This is a genomic window from Amycolatopsis sp. WAC 04182 (genome assembly GCF_003947465.1).
In the GTDB taxonomy this organism is placed as follows: domain Bacteria; phylum Actinomycetota; class Actinomycetes; order Mycobacteriales; family Pseudonocardiaceae; genus Amycolatopsis.
Window position 1 is genome coordinate 99935 of record NZ_QHJJ01000009.1, and the last position, 22150, is coordinate 122084.

The window sequence follows — 22150 nt, forward strand, 5'->3', positions numbered from 1 at the left end:
CCTCACCTCGGCAGAGGCAAGGAGCCCTTCACGCGCGTTCCCCCTGACCCCCGTCAGACGCGCTTCCGGTAAGCCCACGTGGCGAGCGGGAAGAAGACCGCGACCGCGGCCGCCATCCAGATCAGCGCCCCGGTCAGCGGACCGGCGACCGGCCCGCCGTTCATCAGCCCGCGCAGGACGTCGGACATCTGCGTCACCGGGCTGATGTCGGCCCACGCCTTCAGCCAGCCGGGCATGGTGTTGGTCTGCACGAACACGTTGCTGCCGAAGGTCAGCGGCATCAGCACCACGAACATCAGGCCCTGCACCGCGCCCGGGCTCTTCACCAGCATCCCGACGAACACCGAAGCCCAGCAGAACGCCAGCGCGAACGCGATGACGAGCACGATCGCCAGCGCGAACTCGGCCGGTCCGGTCTGGATCCGGTAGCCCATGATCGTCGCGACGACCATCAGCACGACCAGGCACACCAGGTACCGCACGATGTCGGCCAGTACGGCGCCGATGAGCGGTGCGGACCGCGCGATCGGCATGGCGCGGAACCGGTCGAACACGCCCTTGGTGACGTCGGTGTTCAGCTGGACGCCGACGGTCATGCTGGCCTGCAGGATGTTGAACACCATGATGCCGGGCACGATCATCTGGAGGTAGCCCTCGGTGCTGCCCATGATCGCGCCACCGAACAGGTAGACGAACATGACCAGGAAGATGATCGGCGCGAGCGTGACGTCGGCCAGCTGTTCCGGGTTCTTGCGGATCTTCAGGACACCGCGCCAGGCAAGGGAAAGCCCGTGCCGCACGCTGCTGGACGGTGAAACGCGCCGTGGTGGTGCGGGCATCGCGATGGTCGTCATACCAGGCTCCCTTCCGGAGTCGTGTCCTTTGTGGACTCGTCGGTCTTCTTGCCGGTCAGCGCGAGGAACACCTCGTCGAGGCTGGGCAGCCGCAGCGCCAGCTCGTCCGCGGTGATACCGGCCTCGTCCAGCTTGCGGACCAAGGTGGACAGCAGGACCGGGTCGGCGACGGGCGCGGTGAGCAGCCCGGTGTCGTCGTCCCGGTTCGGCCGGGCGCCGGTGAGCCCGGCCAGGATGCGCTCGACGGCGTCGAGGTCGGCGAGCGCGGACGGCCGGACCTGCAGCGTCTGGCCGCCGGTCCGCCGCTTGAGCTCGTCGGCGCGCCCGTTCGCCACGACGTGCCCGTGATCGAACACGGTGATCGTGTCGGCCAGCTGGTCGGCCTCCTCCAGGTACTGCGTGGTGAGCAGCACCGTCGTGCCGTCGGCGACCAGCGTCCGGACCACGGCCCAGACCTCGTTGCGGGCGTGCGGGTCGAGCCCGGTGGTCGGCTCGTCCAGGTAGAGCACCTTCGGACGGCCGACCAGGCTCGCGGCGAGGTCGAGCCGCCGCCGCATGCCGCCCGAGTAGGTCTTGATCGCGCGACCGGCGGCGCCGGTCAGCTCGAACCGCTCCAGCAGGTCGGCCGCGCGCTTCTTCGCGTCCGCCCTCGAGAACTCCAGGAGCCTGCCGATCAGGACGAGGTTCTCTGTACCGGAAAGGTCCTCGTCGACCGACGCGTACTGCCCGGTCAGCCCGATCATGCTCCGGACCGCCATCGGGTTCTTGACGACGTCGTACCCGAAGACGCTCGCGTGGCCGCGGTCCGGCCGGATCAAGGTGGCCAGGATCCGGACGGCGGTCGTCTTCCCCGCGCCGTTCGGCCCCAGCACCCCGACCACCTTGCCCGCCGGGACCTCCAGATCGACCCCGTCGAGCGCCTTCGTCTCCCCATAGTGCTTGACCAGGCCCTCGGCCCTGATCGCGTGAGTCATCGTTTCCTCCTGTGGATCTCGCCCCGCCGACAAAGGTGCACTCCCGGCCTGGCAGACCGCGCACAGCGGGCTGGCAGCGGCTGACAGGAGCCGATAAGCGCTGGTAGACGCGGTGTGAGGAGGTTGTGGAGGTCTTGTGGAGACGGCCGCCACCACGTTCTTGATCGGCATACTCGACGGCATGGTGATCGAAGAACGCGTGCGGCGGGGTGCCGGGCGGAAGCTGGCCGGCGGGCTGCTCGTCGCGGCGGTCGTGCCGTTCGCGGTGCTGACGGCGATGCGGCTGGTGGGCTACGACGGCAACACGTACACGATCGCGGCGCTCGCGCTCACGCCGTACGCCGGGATCGCGACGCTGCTCCTCGGCGTCCTCGCGCTGGGGCTCCGCCGCTGGTGGACCGGGGTGGTCGCGCTGGTGCTGACCGGCACGATCGCGGCTCTGGTCCTTCCCCGCGCGTTCGCGAACGAGCAGAAGGCGCTCGACGGGAAACACGTGCGCGTGCTGGCGTCGAACATGCTCGGCGGGCAGGCCGATCCGGACCGGATCGTCGGCTACGTGAAGGAGCACCGGGTCGACGTCCTGAGCCTGACCGAGATGACGCCCGAGGCGATCACCGGGCTCGAGCGGGCCGGGTTGTTCCAGGTCCTGCCCTACCACGTGCTGCATCCGGCCGAGTGGGCGTCGGGCTCCGGGCTGGTGTCGAGGTATCCGCTCACGCCGCTGAAGCTGAGCGGCAATTCGGACTACAAGCAGCCCAGCGCGAGCGTGGACCTCGGCGACGGCGTCCGGATCGAGGTCGTCGCCGTCCATCCGGCGGCGCCGATGTGGGACCGGCACGCGTGGGTCGACGAGGCCAAGGACCTGCCGTACGCCGACGCGGAGCACGACATCCGGATCCTGGCGGGCGACTTCAACGCCGGCTTGGACCATGCGCTCTTCCGTGAGCTGCTGACCAGGGGATACGTGGACGCGGCCGATCAGCTGGGGAAGGCGTTGGAGGGGACCTGGACGAACGGGCTGGTGCCGCCGGTGCCGATCGACCACGTGCTGGCGGACAAACGGACGGCCATCGCGGACTTCAAGGTGCTGGAGACGCCGGGCAGCGATCACGACGCCGTCTACGCGGAAATCGTGCTGCCCGGAAAGTGACCTTCCGCTGGCAGGCTTCCCGCTCATGAAGAAGCTCTGGGGAGTGCTCGCGCTTTCGCTGGTCGCGGCGTGCGTCCCGGGGCAGTTGCCGCCGTCGGAGGCGAAGAGCGCGCTGGGCTTCGCGGCCCGGCCCGGTGAGGCACGGTCCCTCGGCCTCCAGGACCCGGTCACCGAAATCCAGCGGCTGTTCCGGCCGGGGCCCGGCCGGACCGGGGTCGCGCTGGCCCGCGCGGGCGGAAACGTGATCGGCGTCGGCTTCAGGGAGTCCGCCGGTGAAAGCCGGTCGGAACCGATCGCGTGGGTGACCGGGGACGAAGGCCGCAGCGTGCGGGAGATCCTGCTGCCGCAGGACAGGCCGGGACATTGGGCGCCGACGGCGATCGCGGCCGACGGTGATCGGGTGCTCGTGGCCGGTGCCCTCGGCGGCGACGTACGGGTGTGGGCCTCCGGCGACGCGGGCGCGACCTGGACGGTGTCACCGGTTCATGTGCGGGGAAGCGACCTCTGGTTCTCCACGGTGCTCCGGACAGGCGGGAAATGGCTGCTGGCCGGGGGTTCCGCGGCCGGGGCGCTGGTCGTGACCGGCGAGCCCGGCGTCTGGGAGACCGTTTCCCTCGGGGATGGCCGGGTCCTCGGCGGGACTGTCGACAAGGCGGGCGAAGCGGTGTTGTTCGGCGACCGCGTGGAGTGGAACCAGGCCCAGACCTCGAACCGGTCGTGCCTGGTGGTGTGGGTCGCGGAGGGCGGCTGGCCGCGGGGTGAGCTGGGCTGTCCGGCGGATCGGCTCATCGCCGCGGCGACCCTCGACGACGGGCGGGTGATGCTGAAAGGCGACCGCGACCTGTGGATCCGCCCTAGCTGAGCAGGGCGTCCAGCGCTTCGAGCGTTTCGAGGCCGTTGCTCGCCAGCGAAACGCCGCGGCCGTGCCGGACCTGCGGCTCGCGCGGGTTGATCCGGACCAGCGCGCCGGTCGCGGCGCTGGCCAGCTCCGAGTACCGCCGCACCGTCGGCACGGCCTGACCGGCGCCGAGTTCCACCACCACGAGGTCGCGATGCGCGCGGCGCCACGCGTTCAGGTCGTCGAGCTGGGCCTGGCTGCGCTGGCCGAGCCAGTCGTAGTCGCCGAACATCAGGATGTTGGGCCGGGCGAGGCCGCCACAGCGCGGACAGGACGGCAGCGGTTCGAGCGCGCGCATGCTGTCTTCGTCGAGCGGGACCGCGACGTCGTCCGCGGGCCAGATCTCCTTGGTGCACCTGTCGAGGCACTGCAGATGGTGGATGGACCCGTGCGCCTCGGCGATGTGGGAGTAACCCGCCTTCTGGAACTGTCCGTCCACATTGGACGTGAACGCGCGGGTGCCGCCCGGTTTGCGCGCTCCCCATGACCGCAGGAGCCGGAACCCGTCGTGCGGGACGGTGGCGCGGTACAGTGCGAGCCGGTGCCCGTAGAAACCCCAGGCCAGCTCGGGGTCTTCGGCGAAATGCCGCGGGTCGGCGAGCTCGACGAAGCTGATGCCCAGCCGCTCGTACGGCGGATACGCCTTCCAGAAACCTTCGTCGCCCCGGAAATCGGGCAGGCCGGAGTCGACACCCATCCCGGCACCGGCGCAGACGAGCAGCGCGCCGGCGCCGTCGATCAGTTCCGCGGCTCGTTCGAGCTCACTCACCCGGCTTCGAAGCCTGGACGACCTCGAATTCCAGCAGGTTCGCGCCGGTGGAAACCGGCTTCGCGCGCTCGCCCGCGTGCGCCTCACGCGCCGGACCGGAGGCCCACGCCTGGTACGCCTCTTCGGACTCCCACTTGGTGTAGACGAAGTAGCGCGACTCGCCGGAGACCGGGCGGAGCAGCTCGAAGCCGAGGAAACCGGGCTGATTGTCGACGGCGTGCAGCCGCGCGGCGAACCGCTTCTCCAGCTCGGGGCCTGCGCCTTCGGGGACCTCGATCGCGTTGATCTTCACGACAGCCATGCCGCCAGCCTACGACGAAACTCTTTTGCGCCGCGATGTGATGCGTGGGACCTTCCCAAGAGTGGCAGACACCAAGATCCTCATCTCCGGGGCGAGCGTCGCCGGGCCGGCGCTGGCCTTCTGGCTCGCCCGGTACGGCTTCCAGGTGACCGTCGTGGAGCGCGCGCCTTCGCTGCGCCCCGGCGGCCAGGCCGTCGACCTGCGCGGAACAGCCAAAGAGGTCGCGCGCCGGATGGGCCTGGACGAACGCATCCGCGCCGCCTGCACGGATACGAAGGGCGAGACGCTCGTCGACCGGAAGAACCGCACGAAGGCCACGATCCGGGCCGACGACTTCGGCGGTGACGGCGTCGTCGCCGAGATCGAGATCCTGCGCGGCGACCTGACCGAAGTGCTCTACGAGGCGACCAAGGAGACGACGGAGTACCTCTTCGGCGACCGGATCACCGCGCTGGACGAGCGGGCCGACGGCGTCGACGTCACCTTCGCCGGTGGTGCCCGGCGGACGTACGACATGGTCATCGGGGCGGACGGGCTGCATTCGGGAGTGCGGGCGCTGGCCTTCGGCGAGGAGTCCCGGTTCGTCCGGCATCTGGGCTCGTACCTGGCGTTCTTCACCGTGCCGAACCGGCTGGGCCTGCGGAACTGGGCCGTCGGCTACGACGACGTCGGCCGGTCCGCCGGGATCCGCGCCGTCCGCGACGGCGACGAGGCGATGGCCTACTTCGGGTTCGCGTCGGAGAAGGTGGACTACGACTATCGCGACGTCGAGGCGCAGAAGGCGCTGGTGCGCGAGTTCGCGGCCGGGATGGAGTGGGAGTCGCCCTGGCTGCTGGACCGGATGGACGAGGCTCCCGACTTCTACTTCGATTCGTGCGCGCAGGTGATCATGGAGTCCTGGTCGCGCGGCCGCGTCGGGCTGCTGGGTGACGCCGCCTTCTGCCCCTCGCCGCTTTCCGGCCAGGGCACGAGCCTGGCGTTCGTCGGCGCGTACGTCCTCGCCGGGGAACTCGCCGCCGGTCTCGACACCGGGCTCAAACGCTACGAGGCGGTCATGCGCGAGTTCGTCGAGAAGACGCAGGAGATGGGGCGGGAGAACGCGGAGTCGATCTTCGTGAAGTCGCGGACGGCGTTGCGGATGCGCTACGTGCTGATGCGGGTGATGCGGCTCAAGCCGTTCGCCGCGCTGGCCTCGCGGAAGATGCGGGACGTGGTGAACGGCATCGACCTGCCGGACTACCCCCGCATTTAGAGGACTAAATGCGGGGGTGGGTGCACGCCCCACCTCGGCCGACGCACACCGCGGTCCGGTCAGCCGGGCCGCGTGTTGCGAAAGCCACTTTCGCAACCTTGAGCGTTGCGAAAGTGGCTTTCGCAACGCGCTCGCGTCGGGTGGCGTGGGGGACGACCGCATTCAGGTGACGACATGCCCAAGCGCGCGAAGGAGACCGCATTTAGAGGACTAAACGCGGGGGGTTTTCAGCCTCGCAGGGTGCCTGGTAGGAGTTCGGCGTCCGGCGGGATCGTCGTGCCGTGGAACCAGGCGTCGAAGAACGGCCGCAGGTTCTGCTCCGAAAGCTTGATCGTGAACGCCTCGAAATCCGCCCAGGAGGCGTTGGCGTTGCGGTACGCGGCCGGCCATTCCTTCAGCAGGCGCGTGAACGCGACTTCGCCGATCTTCCGCCGCAGCGCGTGGACGGCCAGGATCCCCTTGTCGTAGACGCCGTGGAATTCCTGCCCGACCCCCATGTCGACCAGCTTCGACGTCCAGAAATCCTGGCTGCCCCGCATGATCTCGAGGGCGGCGCGGTAGCGGTCGTCCAGGTTCTCGTGGTCCCGCGACTCCTGCCACAGCCATTGCGCGTACGACGCGAGGCATTCGTTGAGGCAGATGTCGGACCACGATTTCAGCGTCACCGAATCGCCGAACCACTGGTGCGCGGTTTCGTGCACCACGGTGATCAGGTCGGCCCATTTCGCGTAGGTCGGCCTGGTCTGGGTCTCCAGCGAGAAATGGATGTCCTCGTCGAGATAGATGCCGCCCGCCGCGTCCACCGGGTACGGCCCGAACTTCGAGCTCAGGAAACCGATGATCTCCGGCAGCCGCCTGCCGGTGTCGCGCCGGTCCTCGGCGCCCGGCGCGTACGCGTTGACCACCGGCGTCCCGTCCGGCAGCGCCATCCGGTCGACGGTGAACTTGTCGATCGCCACGGTGGTCAGATAGGACGCCACAGGTGTGCGCTCCTGCCAGGACGTCGTGGTCCAGCCGTTGGTCGCGGTCTTCTGGATCTCGCGCCCGTTCGAGATGACGGTCCAGCCGTCCGGCACCCGCGCGGTGAGGGTGAACATCGCCTTGTCGCGCGGGGTCTCGTTGACGGGATACCAGAACGACGCCGAATGCGGCTCGCCGACGATGAACGCGCCGCCGTCCTTCGATTTCTGCCAGCCGTTCTCGCTGCCGCCCGCCTTGGGCGTCGCCGACGGGTCGCCACCGTAGACGACCTTCGTGCGGAAGGCGGTCCCGTTCCGGATCGGCTCGGCGGGCGTCACCACCAGTTCGAATTCGCCCTCGCGCGCGAACTTCGCCGGTTTCCCGTCCACTTCGACGGATTGCACGGTCAAGCCGCGTAAGTCCAGGTTGTACCGATCGAGGTCCTGGGTCGCGTTCGCGATCACCGTGGTGTCGCCGTCGAGCCGCCCTTTCGCGGGGTCGTACGTGATCCCCACCTGGTATTCGGTCGCGTCGTAGCCGCCGTTCCCGTCCATCGGGTAATACGGATCGCCCGCGCCGGAAGCACCAGGAACCGGGTTCATCGGCGGCGGCGGTGGGGGCGTGGCCGGAGGCGGATCGGCGGTGCAGCCGATAATCAGGGCGCAGACGGCCCCCAGTACCAGACCGGCGGCGGGGACACGGCTGCGCATGGAGGGGAGCTTAGTGGTGATCCAGCGCGACGGGTTGATCACTTTCGGCGGCGACGGGCCGCCGATCGTCCTTCTGCACGGGCTGATGGGCAGGGCGACGACGTGGTGGCGGGTCGCGCGAAGGCTCGAGCCGTACGGGCGTGTCCACGGCCTCGACGCGCGCGGTCACGGACGCGGACCGCGCGGCGGGCCCTGGCGCACCGAGCGGTTCGCCGACGACGTCGCCGCGGTGCTGCGGACCTTCGACGAACCCGCGGTCCTGATCGGACATTCGATGGGCGGCCTGCACGCCTGGGTCACCGCGGCCACCCATCCCGAGCTCGTCCGCGCCGTGGTCTGCGAGGACTTCGCGCCGGACCAGCGCGGCCGGACCGTGGACACCTGGCGAGGGTACTTCGAATCGTGGCCGGTCCCGTTCCGTTCACTGGCCCACGTTCGCGAGTTCTTCGGCGACACCGGCGACTACTTCATCGAATGCGTCGAGGAACGCGAAGACGGCTATCACCTGATCGCGTCCCTGCCGGACCTGTACGAGATCGCGGCCGAATGGGGCAGGCGCGACTTCTGGGAGTTCGTCGAACGCGTGAAATGCCCGCTGCTCGCGATCGAAGGCGAACGGACCGCGATGCCGCACGGCCAGCAGGCCGAGCTGGCCGCACGCGTGCCCGGCGGCCTCGGACGGCATATCGTCGTCCAAGGCGCCGGGCACGTGGTGCACGACGAAGCACCGGAGACCTACCTCGGTGCGGTCGAAGCGTTTCTCTCCGACGTGCTCGGTCAGCCCTTCGCGAGCTGAGCGTCGATCCAGGCGCGCAGCCGCGCTTCGCCCGGGTAGCCGATGTTCCGCGAGGACGGCAGCTCGGCGGCGTTGCGGACACCGACCAGCGTCGGGAGGTAGCGGATGTTGTAACGCGTGGACAGGTCCCGGCTCTGGTCGACGTCGACCTCGCCCAGCAGGAACCGGCCGCCGTACTCACCGGCGAGCCGTTCGATCACGGGCTTCATCTGGCGGCACGGCGGGCACCAGGTGGCGCCGAAGTCCATGATGACCAGTTTCTGCCGCGAGATGTTCATGACCTCGGCGTAGTTGGCCGAAGTCACCGTCATCACGTTCTCGGCCGCCGGCGCGGCCGAAGCCACGCCGTTGCCGAAGCCGGTGATGAGCGCCAGCACACCGGCCAGCACGCAGACGAACCGTTTGCACTTGGACAAGACGATCTCCTTTCAGGACGAAGACCAGGTCGGCAACCCGTTCGCGACCCAGTCTTCGATGCCTTCGCGGTATTTGCGGACGTTCGTGTACCCGAGCTCCAGCAGCCGCCGCCCGACGAATTCACTGTTGCGGCACGGCGTGTTCGCGCAATAGACGACGATCTCGGCGGCCTTGTCCGGAAGCACCACCGGTGCCAGGCGGTCGGTGAATTCGGCCGCCCGTTCGTACGGGAAACCCGGAATGTTGCGCGCTTCCGGAAGATGGTCCTTCTCGAAATAGGCGATCGGCATCGTGTCCACCACGACCACCGATCCGGACTCCATCCGGGAGAGCAGTTCCGTACGGGTGATCAACGGCAGCATGGTGCCCCTTCTTTCGGCGACCGTGATTGACGATTCCCATCGTCGGGCGCCTCGCGGGACACGCTCTAGTGCCGCCTCGGCATGCCGAAGGGTTATCCGGCGGCCAACCTGCCGTGGCGGTGCAACCAGGCCCGGTACGGCGCCGTCCGCCCGGCGAGCCGCCAATATCCGGCCCTCGCCGAAGCGGCGAGCTCCGGGACGCCGGGCGCGCACCGGCCGTCCTCCCGCCAGGCCAGCACATGCCGCACGCACATCGGCGCGCCCACGAGCGGCCGGATGGCCAGCCCGTCCGCCGACGGCCGGGTCGGCTGGATCAGCCCGACGCCGTATCCGCCGCTGACCAGATCCTCCCGTGTGGTGTCGATGTCGGCGTCGTGGGTGATCCGGGGGTCGAAACCGTGCGCGAGACACATTTCGCGGAACACCACCCGGCAGCCGTCGCCCCCACTCGTCACGATCCAGTCCTCCCCGGCCAGCTCGGCGAGCTCGATCTCCTCTTCACCGGCGAGCGGGTGTTCCGCGGGGATCGCCACGAACGACGGCTCCTCCACCAGGGTCATGGTCCGCACTTCCGGCGGCACCGGGAGGCCGCGCCGGCCGCAGATCATGATCAGCGCGAGGTCGATGCCGCGATTCGCGACCTGCGCGAGCAGCCGCGTGCGCGAGGTGTCCGCGCGCGTGCGGAACGGCTCGCCCGGGCGCAGGTCGCGCAGTCCGCCGAGCAGCGAACCCGTGATGGCGCTGTCGTTCCAGCCGATCCTGAGCGATTCGCCCGTCTCGGGCTCCTGCCGGTGGAAGTCGTGCTCCAGTTCGTCGAAGGTGAGCACGATCGCCCGCGCCCGCCGCAGGATCAGGGCGCCGAGTTCGGTGGGCCGCACCCCGTGCTGGTCACGGTGGAACAGCGGGCCGCCGACCATCCGCTCGATCCGGCGCAGCTGGTGGCTGAGCGCGGGCTGGCCGAGCCCCAGTCCGGCCGCGGCACGGTTGAGGCTGCCGGAGGCGGCTATCTCACAGATCACGCGAAGATGCCGAACCTGAATCTCCATGACTTCGTATACCGCGACCCGTTCGCGCCCGGCACCCCCGAAAGTCGAGACAGCCGATTTCTCATAACCCGGTGACAACATTCGATGGCAATACCCGCACCATCCGGCCGTGGCTACGTTCGGTCGACGCCCCGCATATCACGCGAATCAGGAGCCGTCTTGCCGCGACCACTGCCGCTCACGGAGCATTGCGCTGATCCGCTGGCGCGAGCCGAGCACGTTTGCCTGGGTGTCAGCCCGTTCAACAGTCATTTCACGGTCGACCGTATCGCCGATCTCGCCCGCTGGGCCATGTCGGCCTTTCACGGTTTTCATTTCTTCGTCCCCGACGGCCCGTCCGCGTTCACCCTCGAAGCGCTCGGTTACGACCCGGTCCGCGCCGCGCAGAAGGCGCAGCGGCAGGGCAATTACACGCGGAACAAGATCGTCCGCGCGCTGGAGCAGATTTGCGTGCCGGATCCGCACGCCTTGATCCTGGATTCCGCGGCGCTCGAAGCCGACAGCGCGTACCTCGCCCTGCTTTCCGAGGCGCACCAACGGTTCGCCACCGATCCGGAGTTCGCCGAGCAGTGCCTCGGCGCCACGGGCTGGGTGCTGGACCGGCGGCTGCCCGAGGGCGAACATCCCACGCGCGACCAGTTGCGCAGCGCGGTCCGGTACTTCCTCGCCGAGTTGCCGATGTTCGTCGGCACCGTCGCCGTGGCCGGGGTCGAAAGCTCCGTGTTCGCCTATCACCAGCGGGTCGCCTTCCTCGAACGGCTCTACCGCGGCGAACTGTCGTGGCGGCCCCTGCCCGGCCAAGGTTTCGTCGTCCTCGAACAAGCCGTCCCGGAACGAGTGGAGTGACCGTGGAACACGACGACTTCTCCCTCCGCCGGGTGCCCGCCGACCGCCGTTATTCCTGGATTTCCGTCGCGTTGCAGCGGTTCGGGCAGGTGTCCTCGTTCCACCAGTTCCTGCTCGGCGCGGTGCTCGGCTTCGGCATGACGTTCTGGGAAGCGGTGCTGGCCATCACGATCGGTTCGGTGCTGCTGGAGATCATCACCATCCTGATGGGCATCGCCGGCACCCGCGAGGGGCTTTCGACGTCGGTGCTCGCGCGCTGGACCGGATTCGGCACCGGCGGGTCCTCGCTCGTCGGGCTCCTGATGACGTTGAGCCTGGCAGGCTGGTTCGGGGTGCAGAACGACGTGTTCGCCCACGGCCTCCACGCCTTGATGGGCGGCCCGCCGGTGTGGGTGTGGGCGCTCGCGGGCGGCGCGCTGGTCACCGCGATCGTCGTGTTCGGCTTCCACGCGATGGCCTGGACGGCGTATCTGACGGTGCCCGCTTTCCTCGCGCTGGCAGGGTTTTCGATCATCTCGGCGCTCGGCGACCATTCCCTGCCGGCGCTGATGGCCGAGCCGCCGCCGGGACCGTCGATGTCGCTGGCGCAGGGCACCACGCTGGTGGCCGGCGCGTTCATCATGGGCGCGATCATGACGCCGGACATGACCCGGTTCAACCGGACCGCGTCCGACGTGGTGAAGCAGACCCTGGTCAGCGTCACCCTCGGCCAGTACCTCATCGGCCTGATCGGCGTCCTGCTCGCGCACGCGGCGAAAAGCGCCGACGTGGTCGGGATCATCACCTCGTCGTCCGGTGTGCTCGGCACGCTGATCCTGGTCACCGCGATCCTGAAGATCAACGACTGGAACCTCTATTCGTCCTCGCTCGGGCTGGTGAACACCGTGCAGGTGCTGCTGTCCCGGCGGCTGGACCGCACCACCGCGACCCTGCTGCTCGGCGGTCTCGGCACGGTGCTCTCCGCGATCGGCATTCTCGACCACTTCACCACTTTCCTGACGTGGGTCGGCGTGCTCACCCCACCGGTGGCCGGCGTGGTGATCGCCGAGTACTACGTGGTCCGGCGGTGGAAACCGGAGCTGGACGCCACCCGCGCGTCCGGGGAGCTGCCGTCCACCTGCCCGTCCTGGGTGCCTTCCGCGCTGATCTGCTGGGTGGCCGGGGCGGCGGTGGGGGCCTGGCTGCCGTGGGGAATCCCCACCGTGAACTCCGTTTTGGGCGCTTTTCTCCTGTATATTCTGCTCGGCAGACGGACCGCGGCCGCGGTGTCCTCCACGGCCATGACTTCTTCCGGCGGGTCGAAAACCCGTTCGTGACAAAGGAGTTCGACGTCGTACAGCTGGATGTCCACCACCTGAGGGTGATCAGGGCGATCGCGGACACGGGAAGCCTTTCCCGGGCCGCGATCGCCCTCGGTGTCACCCAGCCCGCGGTTTCCGCGCAACTCAAACGGCTGGAGAACATGCTGGGCTACCGGTTGTTCGACCGGTGCGAGGGCGGCGTGACCCCGACGCCGATGGGCGAACTGCTCTTGCGCCGCACCGCCGCTTTGCTGCCACAGCTGGACAAACTGCTCGAAGACATCGAGCAGCGCGTCTGCCCCAGCGGCCCGCCCGACGTGGTCCGGGTGGTGGCGGTGGCCAGCGCGCTGGTGGCGTATCTGCCCTCACTGGTGACCGGATTGTGGCCCGAGGTCTCCGAAGTGCAGGTCGTGCACGACGACCACCCCGAACGGCTGCTGCCTCTGCTGGCCCAGCGGCGCGCGGAATTGGGGCTGGTCAAGGACTATCCGGGATACGAACTCGAAATCCCCGCGAACGTGGACACCGCGGTGGTGGTGACCGAGCCGACCTTCGTCCTGTTGCCGGAGTTCCATCCGCTGGCGCGCGAGAAGGTCGTCGACCTGCGCGACCTGCGGGACGAATCGTGGGTGATGGTGTCCGATTCGTCGGCGGCCACGTTCACCAAGTACTTCGCCGACACCTGCGCGCGGCACGGCTTCAGCCCGTCGTTCACCCATCAGGTGACTTCGCAGCAGGTGGCGCTGCTGGTGGTCAAGGCGGGCGCGATCGGGCTGTCGCAACCGATCTGCGATCCGCGGAACCACGGCATCGTGCCCCGGCCCCTGCGCGGGGATGTGTTGCCGCGCAGGCACATTCTCGCTTGGAACCGGGAGACGTTCGTGGCGGGGCGGCGGGAGGAACTGCTCTCCGCAGTGGTCGAAGCGTACTGGGCCGAGGCGAGGACCGCGCCCGTCTACGCCGAGTACCTGGACCGAGACTCCTGACCGACTCGGTACCGGTGCTTCCTCGCTCACCCGAGTACATGAAGGCCCCCTTCCTTGCGCCAGGCGCAAGGAAGGGGGCCTTCATGTACTGCGGGGTCCTGCTGGGCGACGTGCCCCGCCGGAGGGTTGCGAAAGTGGCTTTCGCAACGTCGGCCGCGGCCGGTCCCGGAACCGCCCTGGCGACCATGTCGCGAAAGCCACTTTCGAGACATCAGACGTCCCGAAAGTGGCTTTCGCGACACCTCCAGAACCCGGCGGAGCTACGTCCCGGGAAAGAGGAGTTCGTCCGGCGGCCGCACCGTGCCGTCCAGCCAGGCCTCATTGAACTCGCCGAGGTCGCGTTGGGTCATCGCGGAGACGTAAAGCTCGAAGTCGTGCCAGTTCTGGTTTCCCTGCGGGTTGATCATCGGGAAGCCCGCCATGATCTGGAAGAACGCGTCGTCGCCGATGTGACGGCGCAGCGCGTGCACCATCAGCACCGCCTTGGCCGTCGGCGCGAATTCGGCGCCCTTGCCAGGATCGGTGAGCTGGGGCGCCCAGAACGCCGGGTCGTCACGCACCTCGGCCACCAGCTTCCGGTAGCGACGGTCCAGGTCGGCACCGTTCTTGCTCTCGTCCCACAGCCAGACGGCGTACCGCGCGACGGACTCGGGCAGCAGCGCGTCGCGCCACATCTTGCCGCTCACCCCGGCTCCCCACCATTGGTACGCGACGGCGTACACCAGATCGGCGATGGTGGCGGCGCGGCCGTACACCGGCCGGGTCTGCGCGCCGTGCGTGTAGCCGAGGGAGCGGTCGAGGAACAGCCCGCCCGCCGCCGATTGCGGGTAGTCGCCGAACTTCCCGGTGAGGAATTCCAGGACCTCGGGCAGCCGCCCGCCGATCTGCCGCTTGTCCACGGCGCACGGGTGGTAGGCGTTGACCGCCGTCCGGCCACCGGGAAGAGCGATCCGCTCGACCTCCCAGCGTCCGATGCCGAGCATCGCCGTACTCGGCGCGAGGGCGGTCTCCTCCGACCAGGTGACGGTGTGGCGTCCCGGGCCCGCGGGCACGTCGGAGACCTGGGAACCGTTGCCCAGTACGGAGAATTCGTCCTGGACGGTGACGGAGACCTGCAGTGCCGCCTTGTCGGCTTCGGTGCCGTTGACGGGGAACCAGGTCATCGCCGAACGCGGCTGCCCGGTGGCCACGGCCGAATCACCGTAAGCGGCGAGCCAGCCGACGCGGCCCCGTGCGGTGGGGATCGGTTCCGGGCGGCCGTCGTAATCGACCACCACGGTGAACGTCCTGCCGTCGGCCACCGGGGTCCGCGGGGTGATCACCAGCTCGTGCTCGTCCGCCCGTCGGAACGTGGCGGCCACCCCGTCGACGGTGACCGACCGGACGGTGAGCCCGCGCAGGTCGAGGTCGAACCGGCTCAGGTCCTGGGTCGCCGTCGCGGTGATCGTCGCCCTGCCGCTCAACAGCATCGAGTACGGCGCGTACCGCAGCGCGAGTGAGTACTTGCCGACGTCGTAACCGCCGTTGCCGTCCTTCGGGTAGTAAGGATCGGGTCCGAGGACGGTCCCGTCGGGCGAGACGTGCACGTATCCGTCGCTGCCGGGTGCCGGCTGGGCCGCCGCGGAAGCCGGGCAGGCGCCGATCATCGTGGTGGCCAGCAACGCGGTGCACAGTGGCTCCTGCCACCGAAGCCGCACGGTCATGAACGAGCCTTCTCTCTCAAGGGGAGGATGTCCGGCCATCGTGCGTACGTGCGCGCCGCGCGCGGCACTGCCAGCCGGTCATGCCGCCGGGTTATCCCGGCCGATAACCCCTCGGCATACCCGCCAGGGACTATCGCCTGCCGCGAGAGGGAGGAGATCGTCGAGGCATGCTGCCCCTACCGGCGCTGCTCGCGCTGACGACGACGGTCTTCCTCGGCTGCCTCACCGAAGTGCTGCCCGCCGGGCTGCTGCTGGGCATGTCCGAGGATCTGGGCGTTTCCCCGTCGGCCACCGGGCAGCTGGTGACGGTCTACGCGATCACCACCGCGCTGACCGCCGTCCCGCTCACCGGCGCCACCCTCCGGGTACCGCGCAAACGCCTGCTGCTGGCGCTGATCGCCGGCTTCCTGGTCACCAACCTGGTGATCGCCGTGGCCTCGTCGTACCCGCTGATCCTGGCCGCGCGGGTCGTTTCCGGGGCGCTGACCGGGGTGATGTGGTCGCTCGTGGCCGGTTACGCGATGCGTCTCGCCCCGCCGGGGCTCACCGGCCGGGCGCTGGCGGTGGCCATGTCCGGCACGCCGATCGGCTTCGCGCTGGGCGTGCCCGCCGGTACCGCGCTCGGCGAACTCGCCGACTGGCGCTGGGCGTTCGCCGCGATGGCGCTGATCACCGTGCCGTTGCTGGTCTGGGTGCTGGTCGCGGTGCCCGCCGTGCCCGCGGATCCGGCCGGCCCCACCCGGCCGCTGGCCGCGTCACGGCTGCCGGGGATGCGACCCTTGCTCGCGACGGTGGCCCTGTTCTCGTTGGGGCACAACGTGGCCTACACCTACGTCGGGCCGGTGCTCGCCGGTCTGGACGCGGAAACGTTGCTGGGGGCGGCGTTGCTGGTGTTCGGCTGCGCCGCGGTGGGCGGGATGGCCGCGGTCGGCTCCGCCCTCGACAGCCGTCCGCGCGCGGTATTGCTGTCCTGCACCGCCGTGACCGCCGCCGCCATCGTCCTGCTGGGGGTCAGCGACGGTGTCCACGGTCTGGTGCTGGCGGCCGCCGGCCTGTGGGGCCTGGGGTTCGGCGGCGCGCCGACCGCTTTCCAGGCCGTCACCGCCTTGCTCGCGGGCCCCACGGCCGACGCCGCCCAGTCGCTCACGATCGCGGCCTGGAACGGCGCCGTCGCCGGGGGCGCGCTCATCGGCGGACTGCTGCTGCCGCTGGGAACGGGCCTGCTCCCTTGGTGCGCCGCCTTGATCGTCCTGTCGCCGCTGCTGTTCAGCCGGCGAGTCGTGCTTTCAGCGCCCGGAGATCGGTGCCCGACCCGACGATGAGCGGCCAGACGTCGGAGCCGAGGAAGCCGGTCTCGTCGGTCGCCGCGGTCGCGCCGCAGGTGTCGCGCTCCAGCCCGTGCCGTGCGGCCACCGCGGCCACTGCGTCCTTTGTGGACTGTCCGAACAGGCCGTCGGTGGGCACGGCGAAACCGCGTGCCCGCAGCAGTTCCTGTGCCATCCGCACCCGTGGCCCGCTGTCGCCGGGTTTGAGCAGCGGCCACTCCGGCAGATCCACCTTCGGCGAAGAGGATCCCAGCAGCTTGCCGACCTCGGTGCGCAGCTCGGGAAGCCGGTCGTACAACACGGTTCCCGGGCATTCGGTCGAGTTGAAGTCCCGATGTCCCTTGATGAATTCCGGGGAGATCCCGTACTGCGAAGCGATGTACGCGACCAGCTTCACCAGCGAGTCCCAGAGCGCCGGCGTGACGTCCTCTTTGCTGTAGAGGCCTTCGTTCTCGATCCCGATGCAGGTGCTGTTGTTGTTGCCCACGTTCGCGCCCAGCACGTGCTGGGTCCCGCCGCGCAGGATCTCCAGGCTGCGGTGCCGCCCTTCGGTGATGTGCCCGCCGCGGCTGTTCGTGAACTGCTGGCCGGTGTCGACCCAGCCCCGGGTGTCCATATGGAAATTCTGGATGGAGCGCGACGCCCAGAAGGCGTGTTCGAGGGTGTAGTCGGTGACGTTCCCCGGCTCGACCGTGTGGTGCACGACGATGTACGTCGGCTTGTGGTTCTGCACCTCGATCGCGCCGTTCGGCGGCCGCGCGCTCCACGCGGCCGTTCCGTAGATCTTCGGTTCTGTAACCCCGGACGCCGCGTCGGCGGCGGAAATGGTCGCTGTCCCCAGTAGCCCGACGGCGCTTACCGTCAGGCCGCCCTTGAGCGCGGTACGTCGGTCGAAGTCGGCCACGGGCGAAACTCCCATCATGCGCGTTGGCCGGAAAACTAACCCGCCATCGCGCCGATGACAACCATTGACCAACTTTTGTCGTAATGCGTTAGTGTTCGCCAGGGAGGGCGAACAGGCCGTCCCGGGTCTGTTCGAGCAGGCCGTCCACCAGCAGGGAGTCGAGACAGCGGTCGCGCTGCCCGGATTCGTGCCAGACCAGATCGAGCCGTGCCTTCTCGACCGGGCCTTCGCTGCCGCGCAGGACGTCGAGCAGCAGCCCGCGCACCTGGCGGTCGGTGCCGGCGAACTTCTGGACCTGCTTAGCGGGCCCGGCGTACGCGGGCCTTCCCGCGTGCTGCCACGCGCAGTCGTCGTAAATCGGGCAGTCCGCGCAGCGCGGCGAACGCGCGGTGCAGACGAGCGCGCCGAGTTCCATCAACGCGGCCGAGAGTTTCGCGGCGGGCGCGTCGTCCGGCGGCAGCAGCGCCTCGACGTCGGCCATGTCGCGGGTGTTCGACGGCGGACCGGCGTCGCCGGCGCCGTGCACCGCCCTGGCCACCACGCGCCGGACGTTCGTGTCCACCACCGGGGCCCGCTTGCCGTAGGCGAAGGCGGCGACGGCGCGCGCGGTGTACGCGCCGATGCCGGGCAACGCGAGCAGAGTGTCCACATCGGACGGAACGACGTCGCCGTGTTCGGCGGCGATGACGGCCGCCGCGGCGTGCAGCCGCAACGCGCGCCGCGGGTAGCCGAGTTTGCCCCAGGCGCGCACGACCTCGCCCTGCGACGACGCCGCCAGCGCCGACGGCACCGGCCAGCGTGCCATCCAGTCGAGCCAGATCGGCTGGACCCGCGCGACCGGGGTCTGCTGCAACATGATCTCGCTGACGAGCACACCCCAGGCGGTGCATTCCGGCTCACGCCAAGGGAGGTCGCGCCCCACTTCGTCGAACCACTCGGTCAGCACATCCGCGTCGACGCCCACCGAGCCAGCTTAAAACCCCTACGCGACCTCGGTGAGGCGGCCCAGCTTCACGTCGTAGACGAACCCGCGCACGTTGTCGGTGTGCGGCAGGAAGTCGCTGCGCCGGACTCGCTGCACCGACCGGCGCACGCTGTCCTCGACCTCGCGGAACGCCTCGACCGACCACGTCGGGCGCAGTCCGCTGGCGGCTTCGAGTTCGTCCTTGAAGTCGTCCTCGGTGACCATGGAGAGGCCGCAGTCGGTGTGCTGCACGATCAGCACCTCGCGCGTGCCCAGTTTCCGCTGGCTGAGCGCGAGCGAGCGGATCATGTCGTCGGTGACGACCCCGCCCGCGTTACGCAGGATGTGGGACTCGCCCTGGATCAGGCCGAAGATCTCGAACACCCGGATACGGGCGTCCATGCAGGTCAGAATCGCCACCTGGAGTGATGGCCTCGGAGACGAGCGGTCACCAGGAGTGACATCACCCAGCTCCTGGTTGCGCTTCAGCAGTACGTCGATTGAGGTCACAAGCTCATTGGAACCGACACGCCTGGGGAGGGCAATGTGTGCGGGCGCAGATCACGGCCCGAACCAGCGTTCTTCCGCCGTTCGTGGCGGCGCGGAAGTACGGCCGACCCGCAGTTCCGTCTGCAGGGTGATCACCTTCGGCCCCACCCGGTCGGCGGAGCTGAGCAGCAGCTTGCCCGCCGCCTTGCCCTTCTCGAGCACCGGCTGGTGGACCGTGGTGAGGCCGGAGCGCTCGGCCTCGGTGATGCCGTCGAACCCGGTGACCGTCAGGTCCTGCGGCACGCGCAGGCCCCGGCGCTCCGCCTCGGCCAGCGCGCCGAGGGCGAGGATGTCCGAGGTGCAGATCACGGCGGTGACCTGCGGATACGCGTCGAGCAGCTGACGTGCGGCCGACGCGCCGTCGTCCACGGTGTGGTCGAAGCGCTCGACCACCGGCACCGTCGCCCAGTCGACCCCGGCCGCCGAGAACGCGGCGGCCAGCGCCTCCAGCCGGATCCGCTGGACGTGGAAATGCGCGGCGCTCTGCCGCTGGATGGAGACGAAGTCGTCGTTGCGCTCGCGGGCCAGCCGCATGCACAGCACGCCGATCTGGCGGTGGCCCAGCGAGATGAGGTGTTCGGCCATGGCGGTGACCGCGGCCGCGTCGTCCGGGCCGACGCGGTCGACCCCGTCCACGCGGGGCTGGTCGACGATCACCGTCGGCACCGGGCGCTCCAGTACGGCACCGAGATGCGGGTCGTCGTCGGGCACCGAGTAGACGACGAAGCCGTCGACGCCGGCGCGGTGCACGGCCGCGACGTCCTCCCTGCCCGGGCTCGCCGGGACCAGGTGCAGGCCGACGCCCGCGTCCTCGCAGGCCAGCGCCAGCCCTTCGAGCACGCCGACGGCGGCCGGGTCGCGGAAGGCGTAGGAAAGGTTCTCGGTGAGCAAAAGACCGACAGCGCCGGCTTTGCGCGTCCGCAGTGAACGGGCCACCGGGTCCGGGCCCGGGTAGCCGAGGCGGCGTGCGGTCTCGAGGACGCGACGGCGCAGCTCAGGGGACAACTGGTCCGGTCGGTTGTAGGCGTTCGAGACGGTGGTCCTCGACACACCGAGCTCTGCGGCCAACGACGCCAGTGTCGCCTGCCTCCTGGTGCGGATAGGACGGCCCATCCGCAAACCGTAACGGTTCAGAACGTTTTGCAGAAGCATCACCCGACGTGTGGCAGGTCTCGATTCAGAGTGACCCTGGGTACAGCTCGGACCAGGACCGGAGGCGTCGTCATCCGGATGGGGTACAGTTGAATCTGACAACGGTTTCCATTACCCGGCATTGGGGACACCTGGCCAGGGCATCCGCAGGAGTGCAGTAAATGAATTCCCGCCGTACTAAGAGTGTTTTCGCGGCCGTGTCGGCCCTGGCCGTCCTCGCGCTCGGCGCGACGGCTTGCGCGTCGAGCGACAAGGCGTCGACGGGCACCGGTTCGCAGAACGCGTCCGCCGCGAACCCGGGCGGCGGCGAGAAGATCAAGGTCGTCGCCTCGACCGACGTCTGGGGCAGCGTCGTCACCGCCGTCGGCGGCGACAAGGTCGAGGTCACCTCGATCATCCACGACCCCTCGGCCGACCCGCACTCCTACGAGACCACCGCGAGCGACGCCATCGCCGCGAAGAACGCGAAGCTGACGCTGTCCAACGGCGGCGGCTACGACGACTTCTTCTCCAAGCTCGCCGACCAGGCCACCGGCGCGCAGAAACTGGTCGCCGTCGACATCGCCGCGACCGGCAACGAGAACGAGCACGTCTGGTACAGCCTGCCCGGCGTCGAGAAGATCGCCGACCAGGTCGCCGCGAAGCTCGGCGAGATCCAGCCCGCCTCGAAGGACGCCTTCACCGCCAACGCGACCGCGTTCAAGGGCAAGACCCAGGAACTGCTGAAGAAGGTCTCGGGCCTGGGTGCCTCGAATGCCAAGGTCGTCGCCACCGAGCCCGTCGCGCACTACCTGCTCGACAGCGCGAAGGTCACCGACGCGACGCCGCCGGCCTTCTCCGAGGCCGTGGAAGCGGAGCAGGACGTGCCCGCCGCCGCGCTCAACGAGGTCAAGCAGCTGATCTCCGGCAAGCAGGTCAAGGCGCTGGTCAACAACGCGCAGACCACCACCCCGGTCACCCAGCAGGTCGTCGGCGACGCCAAGAACGCCGGGATCGCGGTCGTCGACGTCACCGAAACGCTGCCCCAGGGTGTGACCGACTACATTGCATGGATGACCAAGGAAGTGGACGCGCTGGCGGGAGCACTGAAGTAGTGACCTCCGTACCTGCCGGAGCTCGCCCCGCGGTCCGTGTCCGCGGGGCGAGCCTCGCGTTCGGCACCAGGACCCTCTGGTCCGGGCTCGACCTCGACGTCGAGCCCGGCGAGTTCCTCGCGATCCTCGGGCCGAACGGCTCCGGGAAGAGCAGCCTGCTCAAGGTGCTGCTCGGTCAGCAGGGGCTGCCCGAGGGCACGGTCGAGATCGCGGGGCGGCGCCCCGGCGGGACGAACCGGCGGATCGGCTACATCCCGCAGCAGCGCGCCCTCGACGAGGGCCTGACGATGCGCGGGGTGGACCTGGTCGGCCTCGGCCTGGACGGGCACCGGTGGGGCACCGGGCTCTTCGGGATGTCGAAGCGGCGTCAGCTGGTGTCGCGGGCGATCGAGTCCGTCGGCGCGCAGGCGTACGCGAAGCAGCCGGTGGGGCGGCTTTCCGGTGGCGAGCAGCAGCGGCTCCGCGTCGCGCAGTCGCTGGTCGGTGACCCCGAAGTCCTGCTGTGCGACGAGCCGCTGCTCTCCCTCGACCTCGCGCACCAGCGCGCGGTCAGCGAACTGATCGACGAGCGGCGGCGTTCCGCCGGCACGGCCGTCCTGTTCGTCACCCACGAGATCAACCCGATCCTGTCCTCTGTGGACCGGGTGCTGTACCTGGTGAACGGCCAGTTCCGGGTCGGCAAGCCGGACGAGGTGATGAACTCGGAGACGCTGTCAGAGCTGTACGGCACCCGGATCGAGGTGCTGAAGATCGGCGGGCAGATCCACGTCGCCGGTGCGCAAAGCTCGCTGTGCGAGGACGAACCCCACCACATCGACGAACAGGCTTCATAGCGCC

General features: G+C 69.3%; 23 protein-coding genes. 10 read left to right on the forward strand and 13 right to left on the reverse strand.

Features of this window, described 5'->3' with window-relative positions:
- Nucleotides 1–53: 53 nt before the first annotated feature.
- Nucleotides 54–854, reverse strand: a complete 801-nt coding sequence (locus DMH01_RS37835; RefSeq protein WP_125683531.1) for an ABC transporter permease — start codon at nucleotides 852–854, stop codon at nucleotides 54–56.
- Entirely contained in the window at nucleotides 851–1828 is a 978-nt protein-coding gene (locus DMH01_RS37840) for an ATP-binding cassette domain-containing protein (RefSeq protein ID WP_125683533.1), read from the reverse strand. Before DMH01_RS37840 ends, DMH01_RS37835 begins: the two co-directional genes overlap by 4 nt.
- 136 nt (nucleotides 1829–1964) lie before the next feature.
- Here DMH01_RS37840 and DMH01_RS37845 point away from each other — a divergent pair, with 136 nt between their 5' ends.
- Together DMH01_RS37845 and DMH01_RS37850 are read left to right on the forward strand one after the other, a co-directional pair.
- Entirely contained in the window at nucleotides 1965–2978 is a 1014-nt protein-coding gene (locus tag DMH01_RS37845; RefSeq protein WP_125683535.1) for an endonuclease/exonuclease/phosphatase family protein, read from the forward strand.
- Nucleotides 2979–3003: 25 nt separating this feature from the next.
- On the forward strand, nucleotides 3004–3840 hold the full coding sequence (locus DMH01_RS37850) for a hypothetical protein (RefSeq protein WP_125683537.1): 837 nt from the start codon (nucleotides 3004–3006) through the stop codon (nucleotides 3838–3840).
- On the opposite strand, the gene DMH01_RS37855 is transcribed toward DMH01_RS37850, so the two are convergent.
- Entirely contained in the window at nucleotides 3833–4645 is an 813-nt protein-coding gene (locus DMH01_RS37855; protein ID WP_125683539.1) for a Sir2 family NAD-dependent protein deacetylase, read from the reverse strand. The two genes, DMH01_RS37850 and DMH01_RS37855, sit on opposite strands and share 8 nt — an antisense overlap.
- On the reverse strand, nucleotides 4638–4946 hold the full coding sequence (locus tag DMH01_RS37860) for an antibiotic biosynthesis monooxygenase (protein ID WP_016337748.1): 309 nt from the start codon (nucleotides 4944–4946) through the stop codon (nucleotides 4638–4640). Before DMH01_RS37860 ends, DMH01_RS37855 begins: the two co-directional genes overlap by 8 nt.
- Nucleotides 4947–4986: 40 nt before the next feature.
- On the opposite strand from DMH01_RS37860, the gene DMH01_RS37865 reads away from it, so the two are divergent.
- Nucleotides 4987–6198: an FAD-dependent monooxygenase gene (locus DMH01_RS37865; RefSeq protein WP_125683541.1), complete on the forward strand. Its 1212-nt coding sequence runs from the start codon at nucleotides 4987–4989 to the stop codon at nucleotides 6196–6198.
- Between the two features lie 227 nt (nucleotides 6199–6425).
- Here DMH01_RS37865 and DMH01_RS37870 read toward each other — a convergent pair whose 3' ends face one another.
- Nucleotides 6426–7868: a M1 family metallopeptidase gene (locus DMH01_RS37870; protein ID WP_233621840.1), complete on the reverse strand. Its 1443-nt coding sequence runs from the start codon at nucleotides 7866–7868 to the stop codon at nucleotides 6426–6428.
- Here DMH01_RS37870 and DMH01_RS37875 point away from each other — a divergent pair.
- A complete protein-coding gene (locus tag DMH01_RS37875) occupies nucleotides 7867–8664 on the forward strand; it encodes an alpha/beta fold hydrolase (RefSeq protein WP_199745778.1) in 798 nt (265 codons plus the stop codon). The genes DMH01_RS37870 and DMH01_RS37875 overlap by 2 nt on opposite strands.
- Here the strand turns inward: DMH01_RS37875 and DMH01_RS37880 are convergent.
- The 3 genes from DMH01_RS37880 to DMH01_RS37890 all read right to left on the reverse strand — a co-directional run bounded on the left by DMH01_RS37880 (nucleotide 8646) and on the right by DMH01_RS37890 (nucleotide 10489).
- Entirely contained in the window at nucleotides 8646–9080 is a 435-nt protein-coding gene (locus tag DMH01_RS37880) for a co-chaperone YbbN (RefSeq protein ID WP_034310116.1), read from the reverse strand. The two genes, DMH01_RS37875 and DMH01_RS37880, sit on opposite strands and share 19 nt — an antisense overlap.
- A gap of 12 nt (nucleotides 9081–9092) precedes the next feature.
- The gene (locus DMH01_RS37885) at nucleotides 9093–9443 is read right to left on the reverse strand and encodes a rhodanese-like domain-containing protein (RefSeq protein ID WP_125683543.1); all 351 of its coding nucleotides are present in this window, start codon (nucleotides 9441–9443) and stop codon (nucleotides 9093–9095) included.
- Between the two features lie 92 nt (nucleotides 9444–9535).
- Nucleotides 9536–10489 (reverse strand): LysR family transcriptional regulator, encoded by a 954-nt coding sequence (locus DMH01_RS37890; protein ID WP_125683545.1) that lies wholly within the window; start codon nucleotides 10487–10489, stop codon nucleotides 9536–9538.
- Between the two features lie 159 nt (nucleotides 10490–10648).
- Here DMH01_RS37890 and DMH01_RS37895 point away from each other — a divergent pair, with 159 nt between their 5' ends.
- The 3 genes from DMH01_RS37895 to DMH01_RS37905 are packed head-to-tail and all read left to right on the forward strand — an operon-like array spanning nucleotide 10649 to nucleotide 13622.
- On the forward strand, nucleotides 10649–11335 hold the full coding sequence (locus tag DMH01_RS37895; RefSeq protein ID WP_125683547.1) for a tRNA-dependent cyclodipeptide synthase: 687 nt from the start codon (nucleotides 10649–10651) through the stop codon (nucleotides 11333–11335).
- A gap of 2 nt (nucleotides 11336–11337) precedes the next feature.
- On the forward strand, nucleotides 11338–12651 hold the full coding sequence (locus tag DMH01_RS37900; RefSeq protein WP_125683549.1) for a cytosine permease: 1314 nt from the start codon (nucleotides 11338–11340) through the stop codon (nucleotides 12649–12651).
- Complete coding sequence (locus DMH01_RS37905) at nucleotides 12648–13622, forward strand: LysR family transcriptional regulator (protein WP_125683551.1); 975 nt, start codon at nucleotides 12648–12650, stop codon at nucleotides 13620–13622. Before DMH01_RS37900 ends, DMH01_RS37905 begins: the two co-directional genes overlap by 4 nt.
- Before the next feature lie 260 nt (nucleotides 13623–13882).
- Here the strand turns inward: DMH01_RS37905 and DMH01_RS37910 are convergent, their stop codons facing one another.
- Nucleotides 13883–15325, reverse strand: a complete 1443-nt coding sequence (locus tag DMH01_RS37910) for a M1 family metallopeptidase (protein ID WP_125683553.1) — start codon at nucleotides 15323–15325, stop codon at nucleotides 13883–13885.
- Between the two features lie 167 nt (nucleotides 15326–15492).
- On the opposite strand from DMH01_RS37910, the gene DMH01_RS37915 reads away from it, so the two are divergent.
- Nucleotides 15493–16647, forward strand: coding sequence for an MFS transporter (locus DMH01_RS37915; protein ID WP_125683555.1), 1155 nt, complete (start codon nucleotides 15493–15495; stop codon nucleotides 16645–16647).
- Here DMH01_RS37915 and DMH01_RS37920 read toward each other — a convergent pair.
- The 4 genes from DMH01_RS37920 to DMH01_RS37935 form a co-directional block, all read right to left on the reverse strand.
- A complete protein-coding gene (locus tag DMH01_RS37920; protein WP_125683557.1) occupies nucleotides 16592–17554 on the reverse strand; it encodes an N-acetylmuramoyl-L-alanine amidase in 963 nt (320 codons plus the stop codon). The genes DMH01_RS37915 and DMH01_RS37920 overlap by 56 nt on opposite strands.
- An 88-nt stretch (nucleotides 17555–17642) precedes the next feature.
- Entirely contained in the window at nucleotides 17643–18518 is an 876-nt protein-coding gene (locus DMH01_RS37925; protein ID WP_125683559.1) for an A/G-specific adenine glycosylase, read from the reverse strand.
- Between the two features lie 18 nt (nucleotides 18519–18536).
- A complete protein-coding gene (locus tag DMH01_RS37930) occupies nucleotides 18537–19028 on the reverse strand; it encodes a carbonic anhydrase (protein ID WP_034310136.1) in 492 nt (163 codons plus the stop codon).
- A 51-nt stretch (nucleotides 19029–19079) separates the two neighbouring features.
- Nucleotides 19080–20180 carry a LacI family DNA-binding transcriptional regulator gene (locus tag DMH01_RS37935; protein ID WP_005165317.1) on the reverse strand — a complete coding sequence of 367 codons (1101 nt, stop codon included), beginning with the start codon at nucleotides 20178–20180 and terminating at the stop codon, nucleotides 19080–19082.
- A gap of 200 nt (nucleotides 20181–20380) precedes the next feature.
- On the opposite strand from DMH01_RS37935, the gene DMH01_RS37940 reads away from it, so the two are divergent.
- Both DMH01_RS37940 and DMH01_RS37945 read left to right on the forward strand, forming a co-directional pair.
- The gene (locus DMH01_RS37940; protein ID WP_125683561.1) at nucleotides 20381–21313 is read left to right on the forward strand and encodes a metal ABC transporter solute-binding protein, Zn/Mn family; all 933 of its coding nucleotides are present in this window, start codon (nucleotides 20381–20383) and stop codon (nucleotides 21311–21313) included.
- Nucleotides 21313–22146, forward strand: coding sequence for a metal ABC transporter ATP-binding protein (locus DMH01_RS37945; RefSeq protein ID WP_125683563.1), 834 nt, complete (start codon nucleotides 21313–21315; stop codon nucleotides 22144–22146). The genes DMH01_RS37940 and DMH01_RS37945 overlap by 1 nt, the downstream gene beginning before the upstream one ends.
- Nucleotides 22147–22150: the final 4 nt, after the last annotated feature.